This window comes from Aquimarina discodermiae, assembly GCF_040786235.1.
Taxonomy (GTDB): domain Bacteria; phylum Bacteroidota; class Bacteroidia; order Flavobacteriales; family Flavobacteriaceae; genus Aquimarina.
Window position 1 is genome coordinate 123,500 of the sequence record NZ_JBFMKP010000003.1, and the last position, 25,975, is coordinate 149,474.

General features: G+C 36.2%; 6 protein-coding genes and 1 pseudogene. 5 read left to right on the forward strand and 2 right to left on the reverse strand.

The window, feature by feature from the left end; translation table 11 throughout:
- Positions 1-478: 478 nt before the first annotated feature.
- Both ABW636_RS02605 and ABW636_RS02610 read left to right on the forward strand, forming a co-directional pair.
- On the forward strand, positions 479-8,188 hold the full coding sequence (locus tag ABW636_RS02605; RefSeq protein ID WP_367588395.1) for a SpvB/TcaC N-terminal domain-containing protein: 7,710 nt from the start codon (positions 479-481) through the stop codon (positions 8,186-8,188).
- 122 nt (positions 8,189-8,310) lie between these two features.
- Positions 8,311-18,384 (forward strand): Tc toxin subunit A-related protein, encoded by a 10,074-nt coding sequence (locus ABW636_RS02610; RefSeq protein ID WP_367588396.1) that lies wholly within the window; start codon positions 8,311-8,313, stop codon positions 18,382-18,384.
- A 127-nt stretch (positions 18,385-18,511) separates the two neighbouring features.
- Here the strand turns inward: ABW636_RS02610 and ABW636_RS02615 are convergent, their stop codons facing one another.
- Positions 18,512-19,171 (reverse strand): hypothetical protein, encoded by a 660-nt coding sequence (locus tag ABW636_RS02615; protein ID WP_367588397.1) that lies wholly within the window; start codon positions 19,169-19,171, stop codon positions 18,512-18,514.
- 442 nt (positions 19,172-19,613) lie between these two features.
- Here ABW636_RS02615 and ABW636_RS02620 point away from each other — a divergent pair, with 442 nt between their 5' ends.
- The 3 genes and pseudogenes from ABW636_RS02620 to ABW636_RS02630 all read left to right on the forward strand — a co-directional run.
- A complete protein-coding gene (locus ABW636_RS02620) occupies positions 19,614-20,309 on the forward strand; it encodes a hypothetical protein (protein WP_367588398.1) in 696 nt (231 codons plus the stop codon).
- Between the two features lie 653 nt (positions 20,310-20,962).
- Positions 20,963-21,538 carry a GEVED domain-containing protein gene (locus ABW636_RS02625; RefSeq protein WP_367588399.1) on the forward strand — a complete coding sequence of 192 codons (576 nt, stop codon included), beginning with the start codon at positions 20,963-20,965 and terminating at the stop codon, positions 21,536-21,538.
- 30 nt (positions 21,539-21,568) lie between these two features.
- Positions 21,569-21,733 (forward strand): annotated as a pseudogene (locus ABW636_RS02630) (T9SS type A sorting domain-containing protein); the annotation flags it as partial.
- Between the two features lie 97 nt (positions 21,734-21,830).
- Here ABW636_RS02630 and ABW636_RS02635 read toward each other — a convergent pair.
- Positions 21,831-25,505: a T9SS type A sorting domain-containing protein gene (locus tag ABW636_RS02635; RefSeq protein WP_367588400.1), complete on the reverse strand. Its 3,675-nt coding sequence runs from the start codon at positions 25,503-25,505 to the stop codon at positions 21,831-21,833.
- Between the last annotated feature and the right edge of the window lie 470 nt (positions 25,506-25,975).

The following is a 25,975-nucleotide window of genomic DNA, read 5'->3' on the forward strand; positions in this document are numbered from 1 at the left end:
AAAGAGAATTTTTCTCACCAAAACACGTATTCATAGGAATGAATTTTTTCATTTTAATCCGGGTTTAACAAAAAATAAAATCAATTTACTTGGGCAGTTATCTATGAATTATGCTGGTATAAATTGATAGATTTCAAAAATAGGGGTAAACACCTTATCTAAAATGGGGGGAAGACCTTAGCACTTCTATTTATAAACAAACTAACTTGGTACTCAGTATAATAAATGTTTTTAGAATTCAATTTTAATAGTAATTGCCGACTTTGATTTGTAAGATGCTATTCAATTGAACAAACAAATCAGTGATGGCGTATTAAAACATCTGAGTTTTAAAATCATTTGTGCAAAGTCCCCCTTTCTATCCTCAATATATTAAAAGATTAGAGTTATAAGTACGCTTATTTATCGATGAACTCGATTCAAGCACTTTTCCCTATAAAGAACTCTGGAAGAAATGTTTATTAAACACATTTAAAAAATGAATGATTCATCAAAAAATAGTGCAAATAATGATTTTCTGAAAACTGATAGCGGTAAAACTGAATCCAATGCAATAGATATACCATCAATATCTTTACCCAAGGGTGGAGGAGCTATTAAAGGCATCGATGAAAAATTCTCTGTAAATGCAGTTAATGGAACTTCTTCATTCTCGATACCACTACCTTTTTCACCAGCAAGAGGTGCATCACCGTCCTTAGAAATTACTTATAGTTCTGGGGCTGGTAATAGCATTTTTGGTTTAGGATGGGGATTAAATCTTAGTGCTATGCAGAGAAAAACAGATAAAGCATTGCCACAGTATATCGATGCAATTGATTCTGATACATTTTTATTTTCTGAAGCAGAAGATTTAGTTCCTGAATTTAAAAAGAATGAAGACGGAAGTTTTGTTTTGGATATGGATGAAGAATATGTTCTGGATGAAAGAGATAGCACTGATGGACTATTTACCATAAGAAAATACAAACCCCGTATAGAGGGGCTTTTTGCTCGAATAGAACGTTGGACAGAAAAAACAACCAGACAAATAAAATGGAGAGTAATTACTAGAGATAATACAACTACACTTTTTGGTTGGACAAACAATGCAATTATCTCGAATCCAAAAGATCCAAAAAAAATATATAAATGGTTACCAGAGTTTGTGTTTGACGACAAAGGAAATTGCTCTCAATACATTTATAAGAAAGAAGATGAAAAGGGGTTTGATAAATCTTTATTACATAATCGTAATAGACATGAAAACGGTATTATTACGTATACCAACCTGTATATAGATAAAATTCTATATGGTAATAAAACATTCTATCAAGGGTTCGGAAATGTTTTTCCTGCAGAAACAGATTATATGTTTCAAACTGTATTTGATTACGGAACCATATTGCCAACAGATTCGCCAGAAACCATTCATGATTGGGATTTTAGAGCCGATGCATTTTCTAATTATAAACCTGGTTTTGAACTTAGAACAACACGATTATGTAAAAGAGTATTACTATTTCATGTATTTGAAGAATTGGCAGTATTACCAGATACATCAGATACAAAAACATTGGTTAAATCAATCAATTTTGAGTATGATACTACTACAGAGCAGGATTTTACATTTTTAAAAGCAGTTACATCATTTGGCTACATCAAAAAACCAGATGGATCATACTCTTATAAAAAACTTCCTCCTATAGAATTTGAATACCAAAATCATGATTGGAGTAATGAGATTAAAACTATAGCAACAAATGATCTAATTCATGCCCCGGTTGGGTTGGATGAACAACAATACCAGTTTACAGATTTGTATAATGAGGGTCTATCTGGCATCCTTACAGAACAAGCTAATGGGTGGTATTATAAACAAAATCTAAGTGAGGGAAAATTTGAACAAGCCAAGTTAGTTTCTCCCAAACCATCCTTTACAGGTTTGGGAGGAAGGTTACAGTTGCTGGATTTGGACGCAGACGGAGGGAAGCAACTTACTAGTTTAGGTACAGAACCAAAAGGATATTTTGAGTTAGATGACAACAATAAATGGCACGGGCTTAGAACCTTCAAAAAATTACCCAATATTGATTTTAATGATGCCAATACCCGAATGCTGGATTTGAACGGTGATGGTAAGCCAGAAGTAATAATTTCTGAAGATCAGGTGTTCACATGGTATGAGTCGCAAGGTAGAGATGGATTCACTGCTGCCAGCACCACTACCAAATCGATGGATGAAGAAAAGGGGCCACATATACTATTTAATGATAGAGAGCAAAGTATCTATTTGGCAGATATGTCGGGAGATGGAATGACCGATATTTTAAGAATCAGAAATGGAGAAGTATGCTATTGGCCAAATTTTGGGTATGGAAAATTTGGGACAAAAGTTGCGATCGACAACGCTCCCTTGTTTGACCATCCAGATTTGTTTAATGCTTCTTATCTGAAATTAGCTGATATTGATGGATCAGGAACATCAGACATTATTTATTTAGGAAAAAGCAAATTTAGTTGCTGGAAAAACTTAAGCGGAAACAGTTTTAGTAATACTCCTTTTGAAATAGCTGTTTTTCCAGAAATTCATACACAATCTAATGTTACAATAACAGATCTTTTGGGTAATGGTGTGGCATGTATTGTTTGGTCAAGTACGCTGACAAAAGACGCCAATGCATCACTAAAATATATTGATCTTATGAATAGTAAGAAACCGCATGTAATGGTTTCTTATAAAAATAATATGGGTAAAGAAGTAGCTATAGAATATACCGCTTCTACCCATTTTTATATCCAAGATAAGCTCGCAGGAAAACCTTGGGTAACCAAATTACATTTTCCAGTTCATTGTGTTTCTCAAATCACAAATCAAGATAAAATATCGGGACATAAGTTTGTTACACAATATAAATATCATCATGGGTATTATGACCACCCAGAAAGAGAGTTTCGGGGTTTTGGGATGGTAGAGAAAATCGATGCAGAAACTTTCGAACATTGGCAAAAAGGAGACGCCTCAAATATAGTAGACGAATCCTTACATCAGGAACCAGTAATAACCAAAATCTGGAATCATACAGGGGCTTTCTTACAAAAGGGTAACATCCTGAATCAGTTTGAAAAAGATTATTGGTATGAGGAGATGAGACGACAAGGTTTTACAGTTGCTCATCACGAGGTGACACTGCCAGAAGCCAAATTAGTAGCTGCTCCCGGAATGACCTCTGGTATATTAAATACATTATCTGCACAAGAGTTACAAGAAGCACATAGAGCATGTAAGGGAATGATGCTTAGATCAGAAACATTTGCAAAAGATGCGATCAAATATGGAAATACAGAAGCAGCTTATAAAAAAGAACTAACTCCTTTTTCGGTAGCAACTCATAATTGTATGATCGAACTATTGCAACCTAAGGGAAAAAATAAGCATGCTATATTTATAGTAAAAGAAAGTGAAGCAATTACCTATACTTATGAAAGAAATACAGAAGACCCTAGGATAGCACATAGCATAAATGTTGTTTTAGATGAATATGCCAATGTATTAGAATCGGCGTCAGTTGTATACCCTAGAATATTACCAGATGGGGCACTTCCTATAGAGATACAACAAGCGCAAAGCAAAACGACCATTATTTATACCAATAACCAATTTACCAATGATGTTATAGCAGAAAACACCTATCGTTTACGGTTACCATCAGAAGTAAAAACTTTTGAACTTAAAGGAGTCTCTAAAACAGGTATGTTTTATCTGCCCAATGACTTTGAGAACATACTTTCTGATGAACAATCAGATACAGCTTTATACCACGAAATAGAGAAGCCTTTGGTAGGCAATAAAGCTCAAAAAAGACTGATCGAACATATACGATCTACGTATTACCAAAACGATTTAACCACAGCCTTACCGTTGCATCAAATAGAGTCATTGGCATTTCCTTTTCAAAATTATCAATTGGCATATACTCCAGAATTGGTGGCAGATATTTTTCAGGCAAAAGCAAATAATGCGCTTTTGGTCGAAGGCAAATTTATACATAGCGAAGGAGATGATAATTGGTGGGTTCGTTCTGGAGTACTACAATACAAAACGCCTGCAGAAACCCAAAATGATGCACAAAATCGTTTTTATATGCCTATTTCCTATAGAGATCCTTATGATGCAATTACCAAAGTAAGATACTATAATAATTATTTCTTATTGATAGAAGAAACCGAAGATGTATTAGGAAATATTGCTAAGACTACAAGCTTCAATTTGCGAACGCTTTCACCCAATAGAATGATAGATATTAATGGTAATATATCAGAGACTATTAGTGATGAACTTGGGTTTGTAAAAGCATTGGCTGTTATGGGAAAAGGCAATGAAGCAGATGAATTGACAGGGCTATCTGAAGCTACCGACATTGCAGAATCAACATTGATCAATGATTTTTTTCAGGCTCCTGATTCTGGACAACTCACAAATATCGCAACAAGTTTATTAAACCGTGCTACAGCAAGATTTGTATATGATTTTGAAGCATACACAAATTCTGGTAAACCTATAACAGTTGCTACTGTTCTTAGAGAGCAGCACTTTCTGCAAAACATGAATTCATCAATTCAAATAAAATTTGAATATATGAGTGGAGGAGGTGAAGTAATTATGCGTAAAGTACAGGCAGCTCCGGGGTTGGCCAGAGAGGTAGTAGTGAATCCAGATAACACTATACAAATAATTGAAACAGATACCTCAACACTTACTCCACCGCAGCTTCGCTGGATAGGCAATGGTAGAACTATAAAAAACAACAAAGGAAACGTAGTAAAACAATACGAACCTTATTTTTCTGTCAATTATCAATATGAAGATGTTAAAGAACTAGTAGAAACAGGGGTAACCCCGATCCATTACTATGATGCTTTAGGTAGGTTGATAAAAACAGAAATGCCCGACGATACATTTTCAAAAGTTGAGTTTGATTCCTGGAAAAAAGTGAGTTATGATACTAATGATACAATTCTCGAGTCTTCATGGTATCAGAATAGGACAAATAACCTAATCAATGCACAGTTACTAGCAGAAGGAAAAGATCCAATCAAAGAAAAAGAGGCAGCAGACAAGGCTGCTGCACATGCAGATACTCCTACTGTTTTACATTTTGATACGCTGGGTAGAGCGATTATGTCTGTTGATCATAATAAAAATACTACAACGAATACAGATGAATTTTACCAAACAAAGGTACAACTGGATATCGAAGGAAACCTAAGAGAGATTACAGATGCTCGTGATAATATCGTGATGCATTATAAATATGATATGTTGGGTAATGTGGTATACACCCATAGTATGGATACCGGGCAACGTTGGTTATTGACCAATGTTTTAGGTAGCCCACTTCGCACCTGGGATGAGAGAAATCATGAGTTTCAGTATTTCTATGATAATGCGCAAAGGCCTATTCATAATAAAGTAATAGGAGGAGACGGAGCAGCACCATTGGATCATATTTTTAATAGAATAATCTATGGCGAAAGTCTCTTATCAGGCGTAAGAACTCAACTTAACAGATTTAATGAAGCTGCTTTGCAAACCCAAAATGTTTTGGGAAAAATCATTCAGCAATATGATACTGCGGGATTGGTAGATACACCCGATTATGATTTTAAAGGACAACCCTTGGCAACCACTAGAAAGCTTTATGAAAACTACAAAGAAGTAGCGAATTGGATAGACGCAAATTTGCTTAATGATTTAGAGCCGGGTGCGGGATTTACATTTGCCACAGAAACAGATGCATTAGGAAGAATTAGTAGACAAACGGCTCCAGACGGAAGCATTATTACACCTTCATATAACGAAACCGGATTATTGAATAGTGAACGCGTACTGCATCCAGAACATGTAACTGCATCTATCTATATCAGAAGTATTGATTATAATGAAAAAGGGCAGCGCAACAACATTGTTTATGGTAATTATGTAAACACCAAATTCTATTATGATAAAGAAACTTTTAGACTGAAACGATTAGAAAGTAAACGACAAAATGGAGATCGATTACAAGATTGGTATTATACCTATGATCCTATGGGCAATATCTCTCATATCGAAGACAAAGATGCTCCAGTTATATTTTTTAACAATCAAAAAATTACAGGACTTGCTACGTATACCTATGATGCGTTGTATCGTCTGGTAGCAGCTACGGGCAGAGAAAATGATGCAACATCGAACTTTGGTAGTTGTGACAATTGGAATGATCAAGCCTTTGCCCATTATTTAAACCCGGGTGATCCAATGGCAGTGCGCAATTATACACAACAATATAGTTATGATACCGTCGGAAATATACTAGAAATGAAACACCTTGCACAACGAGGTAACTGGACAAGAACCTATGAATATGAATTACAAAATAATCGACTAAGAAGGACACAAATAGGAGATAACGGTAATCCAGCCAATTATACAAAGTACCAACATCATACTACCCATGGATATCTAGAAGAGATGCCACATCTCGAGCGCATAGATTGGAATTTTAAAGAAGAAATTGTTCATACCAGTAGGCAACACTGTACTGGGGATAATATTCCTGTCATGACTTATTACCAGTACGATGGTAATGGTCAGCGAATTCGAAAAATAACCGAGAATCAGGCCACGCAAGGCGGAGTACCTACCAAAAGAGAAGAACGTATTTACATATCGGGTTATGAGTTGTATAAAAAGTACACAGGCGCAAATGCGGGGTTAGAAAGAACGAGTTTAAGCTTACTAGAAAACGAGCATCGATTGGTAATGGTAGAAATCCGAAATGATGTAGATGATGGCACAGAAAAACAACTGGTAAGATATCAATTGCACAACCACTTAGGTTCTGCTGCCTTAGAGTTAGAAGGATCACCAGGTGCAAGAGTGATTTCTTATGAAGAGTACCATCCTTTTGGTACTACAGCATATCAGGCAAATAATAGTACCATTTTGGCCGCTGCAAAACGATATCGTTATACGGGGATGGAGCGAGACGAGGAAACAGGGTTGGCATATCATGGTGCCAGGTATTATATATCCTGGCTAGGAAGATGGTTAAGTGCAGATCCCATTGGTATTGGAGATGGGGTAAATGTATATAGGTATTGTAACAATAACCCAATCATGAAAATAGATAAAAGTGGTAGACAGGCCGATGATCCTCCTTTACGACTTCAGCCACCATCGTTATTAAATCAGCAGTCTTCAGAAGATAGAATGATTCAAAGGTTGAGTCCTGTGCTTAGCCCAGGTACATTACGATTGGGGCCACCTCCACAAATACCTTTATTCTTGCCAGGAATAACCATACCGTCAATTACACCAGATGGTGCTACTTCAACTACTCCAGAGTCCTCCTCACCAGAGATTTCTGAGACTCCGGCAGAAGATCCACCATCACCTTCACCAGTTCAGGCTGATTTTTCATTATCAGATCAACGATTGGATGTGCGATTTTGGGAATTGTTGAGGTTACGAATTGAACTTTCTGGCGCAGAGTTGTCCACCATCAATACAGGAGATTTGCATTTAAGACTCAGGTATGCATATGGTTCAGACATATCATTTAGACTTGGTGACCCAAATATTGGTTCAGCATCAATAGGTTATAATCCATCATCACAAGTTGGTTCTATGACTATAGCAGGAGGTACAGGTGATTCTCCTACAGATTTTAGGTCTTCATTTACGGTGAATACAGAAGGAAATGCATCACTTTCCTCAAGTTTTGGATTTAGAACAACGCTTGGAGGTGGGCAAACAATGCGATTTTCCCAGGCTTTTGGATACAATGCACTTACAGGAACATTTAGTTTAGGGTTAACCTTGGGAGCTCCACTAGCAGCTACGCCAACAGAATTAAGTGAATCTATACCAAGAGCAGAATCTGCTGCAAGAAGTGTAACAGGTAGCATACCCGATTTAGAGCTTAGCCCGGGCGGAGTTAGTCAATTTATTGATAGACATAACACCGTTCCCGATGGTTCACCACCAGGTACAGTTTCTGATTTTAGTGCACTTGGAACTGCAGGTGGGCAAATGGGTAGATTATTTGGGATTCCTAGAACACCATCTATTAGAGCTGGATTACAATTGGGTATCACCCCATCACCAGCTGCAGGAACCCCGGCATTGACGATTACCGGAGGTATTCAAGGCTTTTTCTGGTAAAACTATAAATATATCAAAGCAAGGAAGAACTATAAAAATTATAAAAGCAAAAGAAGTTGAAATAAGAAAGAAGTTGAAAAACTAAACTGTTACATACCCTAGCAACTATTAAAAAAAGAATCATGGAAACACAAAAAACATATTTAGTCAAAGGGACCATTACTAATAAAACCAATAAACCACTTCAAGGATTGATGGTGAGAGCTACCGATGTTGATATAAGCACTCCCGAAAATCTATTAGGAAGTCCTGTTTTTACAGATGCAAAAGGACGTTATGAGATCAAGTATGCTGAACAGGATTTTAGAAAGACCAGTAAAGAAAAAGGAGGAGCAGATATTGTGATTCGTGTTTTTTTACCCGATGGAAAGCTACTTGGGAAATCTAAAAAGCATAATGATACAACAAAACATGCTACCATCGATCTGCAATTAGACTACACTCCTGATAAGCTGTTAGAGAAAAAGTATACAGTAAGCGGAAAAGTTAAGTTACCCAACGGAAGTCCTGCCAAGCAATTTATGATACAGGTTTTCGAGAAAAAATTACGATCAGAAAAACTGCTTACAGAAGGATTGACCAATACCAAAGGATCGTATAAACTTCAGTATACCTCTAGTGATAAGATAAGACCCGAAAAAGAAACTACCGACATTTTTATAAAGGTATACGATCCTAAAAATAATTTTATAGGCGTATCAGAGGTATATTATAATTCGGGAACGAATGCGAGAATAGATTTTGATATTGAAACTAAAGACCAGGTTTCGATGTCAACTTTCGAATTGATCACCTTCCAAATAGAGTCTTTGTTAGCAGGAGAATCTATCTTAAAACTCGAACAGGATAAGAAACAAAAGGATATTCATTTTTTAAGTGGGGAAACAGGACATGAAGAACAGATCTTACTTCAGTTTGTACAGGCACATCATTTTCAAAATGAAAGTACTATAGCAGCCTCTTTTTGGTTTGTTGTATTAGGAATGCCGTTTTATGAAAAACAACCCTATACCAATCTCGAATCGCATCGTCAATATTTGGTAGAAAGACTTCCGCAACTAACAGAAACAGGTATAAGAAAGTCTTTAGATCGTGCTTTTGAAACCAGAAAAATAGCTAAAACAACGAAAAAGACTATTGATCAATGGTTGACAAAATTTAACGAATATGTTGCCAAAGCACAATTGTCTACTCCAAGGGCAGAAAAATCATTTACTAAAAGAGTATTGAACGCTTCGGGTATCAAAGACCAGAAGAAGCAAACCACTTTTGTAAAGCTTTTTAATGAGCACAAAACGTTTTCTCCAAAATTGGTTGATCAGCTTAAAAAAAATAAATCTTTTAAAGTTGCAGAAATCAAAGATCTTCAGGCATCGTTTGAGCTAGGTAATTATGTAAATGGAGATTTTACATTGGTAAAAGCGATTAAAGATACCTATACGATAAAGACCTCAGAAGATATAAGAGGGTTAGCAAAACACAGCGAAAAAGACTGGGAAACGCTCATCGTTAAGACCGCAAAAAAAGAAACTGTACAAATACCATATGACCTTACCCTACCAGAAAATGAAACCGAGGTATTTACAGCAGCTTACGGAAAAATGGTACATAAGCAATTACAAAAATCGTATCCTACAGTTTCATTTTTAGGAAGTTTAGAACGATCTCTAAACACAGATATGGGGGATACAAATATGGGCATAGCGTATGCTTCAAAAATTAAAAAAGTTCTAACAAAAAATCCGGATTTCGAATTTTTGACAACCCCTATAGACGAGTTGGTTAAAAAAGAACCGGTATTAAAAAAAGATGAAGCATTAACCACAGAGTTTAAAGCAATACAAAGAGTATTTAAGCTTTCCCCAAGTTTTGAAGCTTCTGCTACTTTGATGAAAGATAAAGTACATTCTGGGTACAGTATCTATAAGATGGGAAAAACCGAATTTGTACGGCGGTATGAGAATCAACCCGGATTTGATAGAGAAAGCGCCAGAGCCACCTGGTCACGCGCAGAAGCAACTCATGCAGCAACCGTTACCTTGCTTGCCGAACTGAAGTCAACCGAAAATGCAGGGGCGGTAGCTGCACTATCAGCAGGTAGTGAGGGGATTTCTGATTTCCCGAACTGGAATAATCTGTTTAAAGGAGGAGATACTTGCGAGTGTGAACACTGTCGCTCGGTATATAGTCCAGCAGCGTATTTTGCAGATATTTTAATGTTCTTAAAGGAAAGGCGATCCAATGGGATCCCGGTAAAAGATATCTTGTTTGATCGCAGGCCAGATTTGGGATACTTAGAGCTCAATTGCGAAAATGCAAATGTAACCTTACCCTATATAGATGTAGTTTGCGAAGTACTTGAAAATGTAGTAGCAAACGGAAACAATGACCTTGAACTAAATGGATTGACCAGCATTGATGCTACAGATCTGGATCAGGCAAAAAATGATATAATTACAGCATTTCAGAATGAAGACATAGAATTAGTAACACCAATTCATCTATCTCAACTTGATGGGGTAGATAAATGGATAGTTCATACAGAAAGTATTACCTACCTACTTAAAAAGAAAACCACAGCTAATTATTTTGCAGAAATATTACGCAATACCAAAGCTTCTGCAGATGAGCTTAAAGCCAATCCGCAATATGTAAATCCAGAAGCCTATAAAGTACTACGAGAAGCCAAGCATCCTTTTGGCCTTCCTTTTGATTTGTACGGTGAAGAGGTAAAAGCGTCATTTGCCAAAGTAAAAGTAAAGCGATGGGAGTTAATGCAACTTTTTAAAGGAACTGCAGCTCCCAACAATGCTTCTGATGGGGATATTGCGGTAGTATATTTTGGGATTTCGTCGGACCCATCGGCATCAGCAGATGAAAAAAATATCATGTTGCAGGCAGCGCCTACGCAGCAGTTCGAATTTTGGGGAGCAAATAATAATACCGCTTTACTAAACAAGATTAAAAATGTAAAAACGTTTTTAAATGTTACCCAACTAAAATACAACGAGCTATTAACTCTTTTGGATTTAGAATTCATAAATCCAGATAAAACTATCCATATAGAACATCTGCAACCCAATTGTGATACCGATCAAAAGGTAATTACCCCTTTAAGCACTTCTATCCTGGATCGTATGCATCGTTTTATACGACTTTGGAAAAAGTTAAATTGGGAAATGTGGGAAGTAGATTTGGTGATCAACCACCCAAGCATAGGAGCAGGAAGTATCAATGAACCCTTTTTGATCAATCTGATGTACTTTTCAGAATTAAAGAAAAAACTAGGAAAAAAGATAAGTATAGAACAAACATGTAGTCTGTTAGGAAATATCAATACGACTACTAAGTTTACCGAATTGCATAAGCCCAGAAAAAATTCATTATACCATGACCTGTTTCTTAATAAAAAGCTGATTCATCCTCTAAACCCTTCTTTTGAGGTTGATCAAGTAGATGTGGCTACCAATACTGAAAAAATTGCAACTCACAAAGAACTTATTCAAGCAGCACTTCGTGTAAAAGAAACCGACCTGGATGTGTTTTTGAACCTTACCAAGGCTTCAGATGGCACTCTTTATATACCAAATGGAGTAGATGGCGATATCATACTCGATCATTTATCATTTTTGTATAGGCATTCACTGTTATCCAAAACATTAAAAATCAAAGCCGACGATTGGGCACTCTTACTTAAAGTATACGACCAGAATATAGCACTATTTACAGATCCTAAAACTGCCTGCGAATTTGTAGATTTGGTTACAACTTTAAAAGCATCAGATTTCAGTTTTGATGAGATCAATTATGTGTTGTCTGCAGCTATAGATGCTAAATCGGCTGTTACAGAAGAATCGATTGCCAAGTTTTTGATGACGCTTAGAACAAGTTTACAGGAGATTAGTTCGCAATACGATGTTTCACAATATCCTTTTGTTATAGAAATACCACCAACAGATACAACAGAGTTGATAGTATTAGCAACACAACTATTACAAACATTAGGCAAAAGCGATGAACGACTTAACTATATCCTAAATGTTCTCGAAAACATTACAGTGACGGAAACTAATGTGACTGGTATGCCTGCGGCATTTAGTTTTCCTAATGTCATAGCAGATGTTATTAAAATAGGATATAATGAAACTTCTGGGATACTTCGCTTTACAGGTGTAATGACTGATGCCGAAAGGAATACCTTGCTTAATGATGCTTCTTTGGCTGCAGTTACGGGTATTGTATCGTATCAGGAAGCCATAGAAGAGTTGTATCAACAACCCAGACTAGCGCTTAAATTTTATGAAGAAAAATTTGAAGCACCTTTATCCAATTTACCAGATGCTATAGATTTTAAAAATCAATTACCAGAAGAAACGGTTTCAAAAATTTCATTTAATGTACAGGAAAAAAGGATTGAGTTCTTAGGTATTATGACCAAAGTAGAAAAGGATGCGCTCGATGTCCTCTCTACAGATGCAGATTATTTAAATGCGATTAATAGTATATACACACAGCCTGTAAGTGGTGTTTTTGATGCATCAAAGCTTTGGATAGCTTCTACAGATTTAGATTATTCTGTAGCAAATTTCTTTGAAATTCATCTTGCTTTAGCAATACAAAGATTATTGGGATATCTAGTAGAAAAAGATAGTGAAGCGACAATTGTTAGCCAGTTAAGTGCCGCATTAACACTTACTGAAAGTGTGGTAGAAAAGCTAATTAAGGAGTATCAAATCATAGGAGCAGAGACCATTTTTACACACTTTAAAGATACCTTTGGTAGTAGTTCTGGAGTAGTAGATTATGCGACATCAAAAGACACTTTTGATACCTATCATTGGTTATCGAGAGTAGGGATGTTGATCAATAAATGGAATTTAGGTTTCGAAGATGTAACATGGCTCACTACATACCATACACCAACACAAGCCATAGATTTTGGTCAGCTTCCGGTAGATGCTACAGATAGTATTGCTTTATTAGATGAGTTGATACATACCGAAAAGCTATTTATATTCAATGCACGTTTCAAACATGACGAGTTAAGTGTGCTAACCCTATTGGGTAAACTTCATGATGGCGAGTATGTAGATAACACTGCATTCTCATTAGAAGTTGAGGAGTTAACAGAATGGAAAGCAACAGAAGTAGAAGCATGGATCAATCATACCGATCTAAACTATCCTACTGATTATTTACTGATTACGAACTGGGAGCGTATTTATACATCGATGAGAATCTTGGATCAGTTAAATGCAAGTGTCCTTACCGCTCTGGCATTTACCAATGCCACACAAAACGAGAGTGAATCTACTACGCTTAAACAAGTATTGCGATCTAAGTACGGCCCAGAAACCTGGCTGACGATAAGTACAGAGATACAAGATGAGATTCGTAAACAAAAACGAGATGCACTGTCTGCTTATTTATTAGCACAACCTAAACCCGCAGATGCACCTTCTGGTAAATGGGAAAATACCAATGACTTATATGCCTATTATTTACTGGATACAGAAATGAATTCTTGTATGCTTACTTCCAGGTTGGTACAGGCATCGGGTTCTGTACAGCTATTTGTGCAACGTAGTTTTATGGGGTTAGAGCCCAAGGTAATTGTAAAAACTGATGGAGATGATGGTGATAGTGCATGGAAATGGTGGAAATGGATGCGCAAATACCGAGTATGGGAAGCCAATAGAAAAGTATTTTTATATCCAGAAAACTGGATAGAACCAGAGCTGCGAAAGGATAAATCATCTTTTTTTCAGGATCTTGAAAATGAATTATTACAGAATGAGATTACACAACTTACTGCAGAGAAAGCGTATTTAAACTACTTGGATAAGTTAAATGATGTGGCCCGACTAGATATTGCAGGTTTTTATCATGAAGATGATGCAGATCAAACCTTTATCCATGTTTTTGGACGTACTGCAAACGCCGATCCACATATTTATTATTACCGTAAGTATGATTATAGGTTTTGGACTCCCTGGGAAAAAATAGAGGTAGATATACAAGGAGATCATCTAATTCCTATGGTGGTTAATAAACGATTATATCTGTATTGGCCAGAGTTTAGAGAGGTGCCAGATGAGGATGCAAATAGTACAGCTCCAATTCCAGATGCAGATGATAGTTCGGCGAATATTCAAAAAACTAAGAAAAGAACTCAGTTAAGACTCGCAGGAACAGAGTATCGTAATAATATTTGGATGCCAAAAAAGATATCTAAGGATTATTATGAGTCCTATCCATCTTCAGATCCGTTTGATAGAAAATCATTAGCGTTTTATCCTATAGATCGCAGTGATTTTGATGGTAGAGTAGGGATTCGGTTTGAAGGAGGTTTATATGGGGCTTTCGAATTGTTTGGGTGTGAAGGTGTTCCTGTAAAATCCAGTATTCCAGGATTTTTTGCACATGCGGTATATCCAGACCAAAGTCTTGTTGAAGAACAAGACCACAATGAAGATCCATCTAGAACCGATAATCCCAGAGATTTTTCATTGATTCAAAATATGTTTACTAACGATGGTAGTAATGATTATGAGGTGTTACAAAAAACACCTGGTTTATTCAATTCTCATTTTGCATGGCATTTTTCGTATCTAGATAAATTTTTATTGGGCTTAGATAATATACTTCCTGATCTTTCTGATGGTATTAGGATACCTTTGGGTGCATGGTTACCTTTTTTCTATGCAGATAGGAATAAGACTTTTGCTGCATTCCCGATGTTAAATTTGGGTAGAGGAGATGATACTATTGCCGCATTACTAGGTGCAGAAGGCAAAACAAAGTTTTATTATCCAGATATCAAAGAAAGCTTTAGGGAGTATGAAGGTGCCGCAGAAGGTACTTTACGAACCATGGCAGATGCTATGGATTTAAGTGTTTATACACAAGCTCAAAAAGTTGCTGCCGCAAATTTTTTAAATCAATATCTTAATGAAGAGCCTGTTACATCTATTACCGATGAAGAGTTAAGAGATTTGATGGTTAGGTTTTATATGCAGATTTTTAGAATCTACTTAGGAAATGCTTCTTTAAGTTTGTTTAATGAAAGAAAATATCATTTCAAGAACTTCTATCACCCTTTTGTTTGTGACTTTATCAAGAAAGTGTACAATCCTAACAAAGGTATTCCGGCTATGCTTAGTAGAGAAACACAATTAATGGAAAGCCCTTTTAGTTTTGCAAAGATATATTCGCCAACTAATAAGGTATTCGATTTTAACCAAGGTGATTTCTATCCAAAAGAAGAGGTAGATTTTTCGGCAGATGGTAGTTACTCACCTTATAACTGGGAGTTATTTTATCATACACCCTTGCATATTGCCAATAGCTTAAGTAAAAATCAACGGTTTGAAGAAGCGATGGAATGGTACCACTATATTTTTAATCCGATAGGAGTAGAGGGTACATTACCCGACGGGACTGATGCTCCTGCACCACAAAAGTATTGGATTACCAAACCATTTTTCCTTACCAGTGATGAGACCTATACCAAACAACGTATCGATACCATTTTAAAAGTACTGGCCGGTGATGATCCTGATGATGACGACTATAGAAATGAGTTGATAGGACAGGTAAAAGACTGGAGGTACAACCCGTTTGAGCCCCATCGTATTGCGCAATATAGAAATGTGGCGTATCAGAAAACAGTTTTTATGAAGTATCTGGATAACTTAATCGCCTGGGGAGATTACCTCTTTAGACAAGATTCTATGGAATCGATTAATGAAGCTACTCAATTATATGTACTAGCAGCCGAATTATTAGGGCCAAAACCAAAAAACATTCCGCCGCAAGTAAAACCACCAGTAGAGACTTTTAACGAGCTTGAAAATGATTTTGATGACTTTAGCAATGCACTTATAGAAGTAGAAAATTATATTCCGGTATTGCCAGTAGGAGATGAAGATACCAGTAGTTTACCGCCTATTCCTACCCTGTATTTCTGTATTCCAAAAAATGATAAACTATTGGGATATTGGGATGTAGTGGTCGATAGATTGTTCAAAATACGTAATTGTATGAATATCGAAGGAGTGGTAAGACAATTATCGCTTTTCGAACCCGAAATAAATCCCGGTGCATTAGTAAAAGCAGTAGCCGGAGGTATGGATATTGCAGGAGCCATTGCTGATCTAAACGCGCCTTTACCTTATTATAGATTTCAGACCTTATTACAAAAGGCAAACGAGGTATGTAACGATGTAAAATCTTTGGGATCGGCTTTACTGTCTGCTTTAGAGAAAAAAGATGCAGAAGAGTTGGTGTTATTACGTCAACAACATGAGTATAAACTGTTAGACGCAATTCGTACTGTGCGTGAGGTACAGATAGAAGAAGCCAAAACAAACCTAGATGCATTAAAAGAAAGCAAAGTACTTACAGAGATAAAGAGAGATTATTATGGTGGCAAAGACTTTATGAATGCAGGTGAAATTGCGGCTACTGTACTCAATGGGCTCTCTATTGTTTCTCATACCATTGGTACGATTGCAGATGTTTTGGCGGGGGTTATGTTTATCATTCCAAATTTTAAAGTAGGAGCATCAGGATTTGGAGGTAGCCCTCATTTTACTGCAGAGACAGGAGGAGAAAGCGCAGGTAATGCTGCAGAACGAGGTGCCAATGGATTATATAATGTGGCTACTATCCTGGATAAATCGGCCAGTATGGCAAGTACTATTGCTAGTTACCAAAGAAGGGAAGAAGAATGGGATTTCCAAAAAGACCTTGCCGATCAGGAGTTGATACAAATAGAAGAACAAATCAAAGTTTCAGAATTAAGAATTACAGTAGCAGAGAAAGAACTAGATAACCAAAAACTTCAAATAAAACATTCTGAAGAGGTAGACGATTATATGAAATCTAAATATACCAATAAAGAACTCTATCAATGGATGGTAGGCGAAGTATCTCAAGTATATTTTAAAAGCTATAAACAGGCCTATGATTTGGCCAAAAAAGCAGAAAGATGCTATCGTTTTGAGTTAGGAGTACAGGATTCTGATTTTATAAAATTTGGGTATTGGGATAGCCTTAAAAAGGGATTGCTTTCTGGAGACAGATTACAATATGACCTTAGAAAATTAGAATCGGTCTATATGGATCAGAATAAACGTGAATTAGAACTCACCAAACATATTTCGCTGCGTTTACTGGATCCATTGGCTTTGGTAAAACTTAGAGAAACGGGTAAATGTTTCTTTACGTTACCAGAAGAGTTGTTTGATCTTGATTTTCCGGGGCACTATTTTAGACGTATCAAGTCGGTTAGTATTTCGATTCCTTGTGTTGCAGGGCCTTATACTACCATATCGGCTTCGTTACGTATCTTAAAGAACCATATTCGAACAAAAACTGAGGTATTAGACGGGTATGCGCATAATAGCGAAGATGGAGTTTGGGTAAGTGATAGTAGATTTATACAAAATAACATTCCTATTAAATCGATTGCTACCAGTAATGCGCAAGGCGATAGTGGTCTATTTCAATTAAATTTTAACGATGAACGTTATTTACCGTTTGAAGGGGCAGGAGTAATTAGTGATTGGACGATTGATTTGTTTAATGATACTAATGATCCTGATTTTGGAAAGTCTTTACGTCAATTTGATTTTTCGACCATTACCGATGCTGTTATAAGCGTTCAATATACAGCTCGTGAGGCAGGAGGAATTTTAAAAGAGGGAGCTATAGCAAACCTGAAAGAGTATTTTGGGCAAGATGATGAAACTCCGTCATTCAAGATTATCGACCTAAAAAGAGAATTTGCTTCAGACTGGCATAAGTTGTTATATCCAAATGAAGGAGATCCAAACCAGATGACGATTCGTATTACCAAAGACTTATTTCCGTATAGAGACAATATGCATAGTCTAAAAATCAATGCGATAGCATTAATGGCAAGGTGTAAGGAGACAGGAGATTATGATATACGACTAAGTCCACCGTTACCAACTCCGCCACCAGCAGGAGCAGATGAAATGATACTTACACAAGTTGCCGAGTACGGAGACTTACATTACGGTATGAAAGATACTACGGTAGATAATATTACCCTGGATTTTTCTGGCGATATCCTATGGGATGTAACCATTGAGTCTCCTACAGGAAATGCATTAGCAGAAAATGAGATTGAGGATTTCTATGTAGTGTTAGGATATGAATGGGAGTAATACCAGTTCAGATCACGATATTGGCAAATTTTGTTAGAAAAAAGCAGGGGTAATGCTATGAATGATTACCCCTCCTTTCTATTTTCAAATTATAAGAATCAGCCTATCTATAATTTGATGTTAATGGTTAGTGTTTTTGCACGAGATTTACGGTTTGGTCTTTATCTTGAGCAATATCGGTGATGATCCAGTACCCTTCATTATTACTTATTTCCGTTCCTTTTTTTAGTTGAGTATTAGAGTCAACAATTGTCCAATTGTCATCAAACCACTTACTATTATTTAAATCATTACGCGCAATACTCAATTTCATTTTTACCGTCTTTAGTTCTTCATCGGTAAGCGGGTTCCATGCCTTATTATCTGCACCATTTACTTCACGACAATGAACAGCTACAATATCTTTAAATCCTTCATCTTTTAAAGTAGTAACCATATCTTCTGTAGATGTGGGTTGATCGACAAGAGCGATGGCGGTTTGATATTGAGTGGCCAATTCTTTCCAATTATCATCTGTAAAACCAAAAACAGATACGTTGGTTAAGGTATAAGAATACCAGGTATTTTTATCATTTGGCTTTTCAGGACCGTATTTTGGAGGGATACCTATTCCATCTGGAGCAACATTGGTAGTGGTTTGATGAGGTGCAAGATAGCCTAATGTTACACCAGAAATCGCATTGGTATCTCCCTTATGAACTCCATGGCAAAAGTAAGCCACTTTTTTGGCTGTTTTAGGAATAAATAATTTTACTCTCTTACCATCAATTTGTTTAATAGTACACATAGTTTACTTGTTGTTTTTAAATTGTTATCCTTATTAATTACATAGCGAAATTGAAGAATAAAGAGGGAGGAAAGAGAAAAAATGACATGAGTGGTGTTATCAATGTAATAAGCGGTCGGATAAACTGTATGAAGAATAAACACTACGAATTTTGAAACAATTTTTTATGAATGATAAAGGAAAATAGAATACTTCAAATACTGAAAAATCAATTATTGATAGTAGAAAAAATTGTTACCACACTAAAAGGAAAAATCTGACTAGAAAGCACACCGGGAAAAGGATCTACTTTTTATTTTACGATTGGTAAGTAGAAAATTTACTATGCCATAAAATAAAAACGGTAACAAATCCAAACCTTAAGACATACAATACATACTTAGAGTCAATTATAACAGATTGACTATTAAGTAATACTATTTTTAATTAAAACCGTAAAAGTATGTCAAAAGAAAATTATGACGCTAAATTAGCCGTATTAGAAGCATTGCCCTTAGCAATTGTTAAACCTCCAAAAACACCAATAGATGCCTATCTGCAAGAAGCAGAAGATCAGTATGTATGGGCACTAGAGGATAAAGCTACATTAAAAAGTAAAGGATTGGATTGGGATCTTGTTGCCGATCTGCCACAACGAGCAGGCGCCGCCAGGCATGCGCAGTCTGTTTGGATCGCAGAACGCTATGGGCAGGAAGAGGCAACCAAAACCTGGAAAGAACAATCACCTATAGCTTATGAGTTTCGAAATGATTTGTTGGCAGATTTACGTTTTGCATATCGCAAACGTGCAGATCTTACGGCAAGGGTACGAGAAATAGCAGGAGGAGAAAGCGATGCCGATATGATCCAGGACCTAAGTGATATCAGTGCACTGGGAAAAGCCAATCCCGAAGAATTAGCGCTAACAAATTTTGATATGAAGCTATTAGACCAGGCCGCAGACAGGTCTGGCGAACTGGCAGAACTACTAGCACAGGTAAATGGTAGTAAACTCGATAATTCTAAAGCAAAAGAAATGAGAGATAGAGCCTACACCCACCTTAAAGAAGCGATGAACGAAATTAGGGAAACGGGTAAATATGCTTTTAGAAAGAATCCCGAACGCTATAAAGGTTATGTCGCCAAATACAGAGGGTAACGCGAAGACTAAGTTAGTTAACGCTAAGAGTTGGGAAGTGATAGCGAAGCCTTCGCGCCACTTCCCAATGATTTGGCGAGGCTACCAGGAGCCTTGGCGTTACTTACCGGTGTCTTGGCGATAGCTCCCGAGGTCTTGGCGATACTAGCCGTTGGCTTCGCTTGTACAGACTTGCTGTTGGCTTTGATGTATTGACTCAAAGGGTCGGGTATTCCGAATATTGTTGATATACTTTGCATAAATGAAAAGGTAGTTTAGTTTGGAGAGACCAAAAACTAATGCATATACTAAGCGATTTGAAGCCTGTTAAAACCCTAAGTAGCATATCATCTAAAAACAAATCATAAGAGTGTTAGACGTATACTATTTAATCATATTTAGATTCGAGTAACCAAATTGAATTGACACTAAGTTTCATTTAGAAGTTATTAAGAACTTATAGCAATATAGAATAACAAAATTGATTAAATTATCATTATCTGTTCTCGATAAATGCAAATAAATAGTAACATAAGGTTAATGTAAATCGAATATTGATAAGGGGAAAAAATAGCTTTTTTTTCGGCGATTATTAACCTTAAATATCATAACGTGAAAGCAGAAAAAGCAAGCCTGATATTAGCTATGCTATTCAGCTTTTCTTAGGGAAAAAAATGTCTTCTCAAAAACTACATTTAGACAACAAAATAGTATCCAAAACAGCACAACTGGATGGTGGTGCTAATAAAGCAATTTCGAGCGTATCTGATTATTGTATTCCGACCGCTGGTTCTCCTTCTGGACAGTATATCAAAAATGTAACCATTGGTAGTATCAATAATGATTCAGGAGCTTCTGCGAATGGATATTCTGATTTTACTTCACAAAGTATTTCCATTAATGATATAACAACGATTTCTGTAACACCACAAATAACCTGGTCAGCAACCAGAATAAAAGCATGGGTAGATTGGAACCAAGATGGTAATTTTGATAATTCTTCAGAAACAGTATTGAATTCTTCTGGTAATTTGACTACTTATTCTACTAGTTTTACTGTTCCTAGCGGGGTTTCTGGTGAAATCATATTACGAGTAAGAGTAGCTTATGCCAATGACCCTGCACCTTGCGGAGTTATTTATTTTATTGAAAAAGAGGATTATACGTTGAGATTTGATGATGTTACATCTCCGGCAGTACCTGCTAACTTATCTGCTCATCTAGTAGGGGATGACCCGAATGCTTTATAACTTTCTTGGGATGATAATTCTGATAACTTAGGTATTGAGACCATTGAAATTTATGACTTATTAGGAAAGCAGGTACTGCTACAGTTATTTGATAATAAGCCTATTGTTGTTGGTGATCTTTTGAAAGGAATATATATTCTTAGGGTTTTAACGACCAATAACACGGTTATATTGAAAAGAATTGTCAAAAAATGACATTTTTATAGAGAATTGAAAAAGTTTGAGCCAGTTCTTATAAAAAAGCTGACCTTAAAATCTCTTTAAGGTCAGCGTATTAAACTAAATGATATGTCTATTGTTTCAAAACTTTAAAGGATTGCCTACCTCTGCTATCTAAAACATTTACTAAATAAACGCCTGGAGTCATTTGTGAAGCATCCCAGGTAATTTCTAGATCTTTATTATAAGAGCCTGCTTTTGAAAACACCTGTTTACCATGAATATCATAGATAAGAATCGAAAATTTTTCATTGGATGAGATATTTTTAAAACTAAAAGTAAATAGATTGGCAGAAGGGTTTGGAAAAACCTGTATCTCATTTATAGTACTTTTTAAAAGCGTGATTTTTTCCTTTTCTACTCCATCAATAGTACCGTAGATTTCAAACAACAGATCTGTAGGATCTTGAATAACGCCATCACTACTATCTTTGTGTGATATCCAATCTGTAATTTGTGTTTCGTCATTAATAAAATCAATACCACGTGTATGGGATTCATAACCAAAGTTGTTTTTTCCTAAACGCCAGTACCAGTTATCAAATAATGAACTAATGTTGTTAGTTGTATCGGTATTATCATAAACAGATACCCAATACGTACCACTTGCCAAGGTTAATGTTTCAGGAAGCACAACCAATCTGGTATCCACAGTATTACTACTCTCTTTATCTAAAGGACCACTGTTATAAATTTCTTCTCCTGGTTTACCGTCATTATTTGCATAAATAATTACAGATGTAGTCGTTTTGGTTTGAGGAGAAAAAATAAACCCTCTGGCAAATATTCTTTTTATATTCCAGGTTTCTCCTTCTGGGATGATAAAATCATCTGCATTCTCCTGAGATATTTTAGTCCTTGTATTATTTATACTTGTAATACCAAATCCGATGAATTCTTTATTTTCTGGAACTAGGATATCATTTACATTCAAGGTTAAGGCTTCAGCAACTTGTTCTTTTCCAGAAGTAGCGATCAGATTGATAGTTGCTTGCCCAAAGCCCTCCTTGTCATTAATAGCAATCAAAAGTGAATCCTTTTCTATTGATGCAGTAACCAATTCTGTATTTGTATTGGTGACTTTAATACCAATCTTTTTGTTCTTTGCATGGATAAATAAATCTTTGATATTTATTTTTCTCAAAGCCTTACTATCATAGGCTCCAATGGTAATATCGTCTAGTTGATAAGCAACCCTTAGCATCGGTTCTGGAACTTCATTATATACAGGAAATTTAGCACTAAATAGTCCGTTTCCATGAGCTGCTAGGGCGATAAAACCATCTTTTCTGGTAATTACTTCGTCTGTTACTGCATTTCCTATAGCGAACTGTTCTTTATACCAACGTGTATTTTCGCCCCTTAGCCCATAGGCATAAAATAAGCCAGTACTGGTGGCAGCATATACTTTTTGGTATACAGATCCAAAGAAACCCTGACTTCCTCCGAAAAAGGCAGTACTTCTTACCGAAGGGCCATTTCCACTCCCGTCGGCATTTTCTTCGAGATTCCCACTAATATTTGTCCAGGTTTCTCCACCGTTTTCGGTAAGAAATAAACTGTTAATGTTATAATTAGAAAAGGTAACAATTACTCTATCGTGATTAGAAGGGTCTATATTAATATCATTTACAAATGCTCCTTCCGGAAAGCCTTTTCCTGTAGAGATGTCTACTATATTTTGATTATCGGCAATGGCATTATCCATTCTAAAAATAGCTCCTCTATTAGTTCCATAATATAATTTATTAGCAATCGGATAAGTAGAAACATCTAACGCGGATATTACACCGTCTGGAACCGCAGAGTTTGTGAGCTCGACCCAATTCGTAGTAGGAGAGGACACCGAACCAGTCGGAATTTTATCAAGATTATTATTACGCCATATGGTTCCCCTACTACAAAAATACATAATGTTGTCATTGTTGTGATCTAGAATATAAGGAGTTACAAAAATTCCTCCTACTGGTGGATCAACTCTGGCATATGATTCTAGTTCACCATTTTTATCAATGTTAGTTCTAAAAATCACACCACGTTGAGCAGAAACGTAACGTACTTTTCCGTTATCTGCTATGGCAGAATATGTACCATCCCCACTAAACTGACTAATCCAAGGATCTGTAGGAATGGTAGAACTGGTATACCAGGTACCATTATCCTGAAATCCTGCCAAAAGATCATCACTATTTCCTGATGGATCAAAGGATACATGCCAAGGTTGAGTAGTGAGATATCCATTATTTAAGGAAATCCAATTTACAGGTTGTTTATCTGATAATGTAGTTGTGATATCTTCAGTAAGGGCAACTCCTCCATCTGAAGCCGAAAGTGCTTTATTTGGATTGGAAGGGTAAAAAACTAAGTTATGAAGATCAGGGTGATGATCAGGATAAACGGTAGCGTCATTTTCTAATGAATAACCTCCGATCCAACTTTCTTTACCAGCAGGAGTGGTAAATCCTGTAGTAGATCGATAAAGGTTGGTTCCTCCTATAAAAATGAGGTTAGAATCTACAGGACTCACTTTTATCATCATATTATATGATTCTTGTAGGTTTAGATTCCCGACACGGCCTCCTATTGCAATGGGTAAGTTGGCACTAAGATCTGTCCAAGCTTCTTCTGGAGTACTTGCGTTGGCATTATATCTTAATAAATACTCATTATTTATATCAAATCGTTTATAGGAAAAGAAGTACACCTTGTTTTCATTTGATGGATCTACTGCCATTACGGTTCTACTAAAGTTGTCAGCTTCAAGTAAAAAAGCAGGGGTTATATTTTTCCAACTATCTGGATCTCCAGTTGCACTGGTAAAAAATCCTTTGTTAGGAACTCCATCATCATCTATAGAAGCATAAAGTTGTCCCGAAGGCGAAATTGCAATTTCTATTTGATTGTTCGCCCCACCTGGTAATACCAATTCAAAAGACCGACCTTGATCCTTAGATCGGTAAACTCCATCATATGCTCCTACGTAGAGATAGCCATTCAAAGGGTGTATCACCATAGAATTTATAATATCAAAAGAAGATGTCTGTGAAACATCATTATCATTTGTAGAAGATAATTGCCTCCAGTTTCTTCCACCGTTGGAGGATTTAAAAATACCGCCACCGCTGTAAAAGGCTCCGTCTTCGCCGGCGGTTCCATAAGCTTCTCCTGTTCCATAATACCAGATATGTTGATATCCAGGTCTGGGATCTTGTACAATACTTGTAATACTAGGCGTCTGTCTTTTATTGGTTACTTTTCTCCAAGATGCCCCCGAGTTGCTGGATCTCCACAATCCCCCAGAAACACCTCCTGCAAAAATTACATTTTCATTAGTCATATCAAGGGCAAGTGCTCTGGTTCTTCCTCCTACATTATGAGGTCCTCTATTTTTCCAATAGTGATAATCATAAGAATTTGCTGATTTTGAACTTTTTGTCAAAGATTTTTTCGAATGATTTCCTATTTCAATCTTATTAGAAAAGGCAATTTCTTTTTCTAAAATGTTTTTAGGAATTTCATTTGTTTTTGGGTCTCTGGTTCTTTGAAACTCATACTCCATTCTTTTTTGTGCATTTTCTACAGAAGAGTGCTTTTGATTTTTTTTATCGGTCAATTCTTGCGCTTTCGCGAATTTGTACATTTGATGTCCTGTTAGTGTACTTTTGGATTGTGCGGTTCCAAAATTCATGCCTATAAATAGACCAGCAATCCAAATTACAGACTTTAATAGATGAATAAGTTTTTTCATAATTATGAGGTTCAATAAGAGTTAATTTAAAAGTGTTTTTTAAAGTTAAATCTATGAAAATCATTCTTTTAAATGTTTTAAAATGTATAAAGAGCAGCTGGCATTGTATAAAAGTGTCATTTCCTATGATAAAGTGTATAATCTAAAATTCACAGATTAATTATTTCACACCTAATTAAGCCACTTTAGTTTTTTAAATGAACTCTGGTCTGATTTGACTTTCAGTTTTTGTAGTATTGGTTATTTTCTACTTGCTTTTGGTTGTAATCACAAGGATTAATAATGTTTCTAATATCTTTTAATAGATTACGTTAGTGAGTTCTCTCAAAATGTTTTTATTTAGGTAGTTATATGGTAAGAAATAATAAAAAAGGGATATTCTTTTTACCCTTATTTTGATGACAGTTCGCATAATTTTACCATTAAACACAAGAGTGCTTATTCAGAACTCTTGTTTTTTTAGAGTTCTT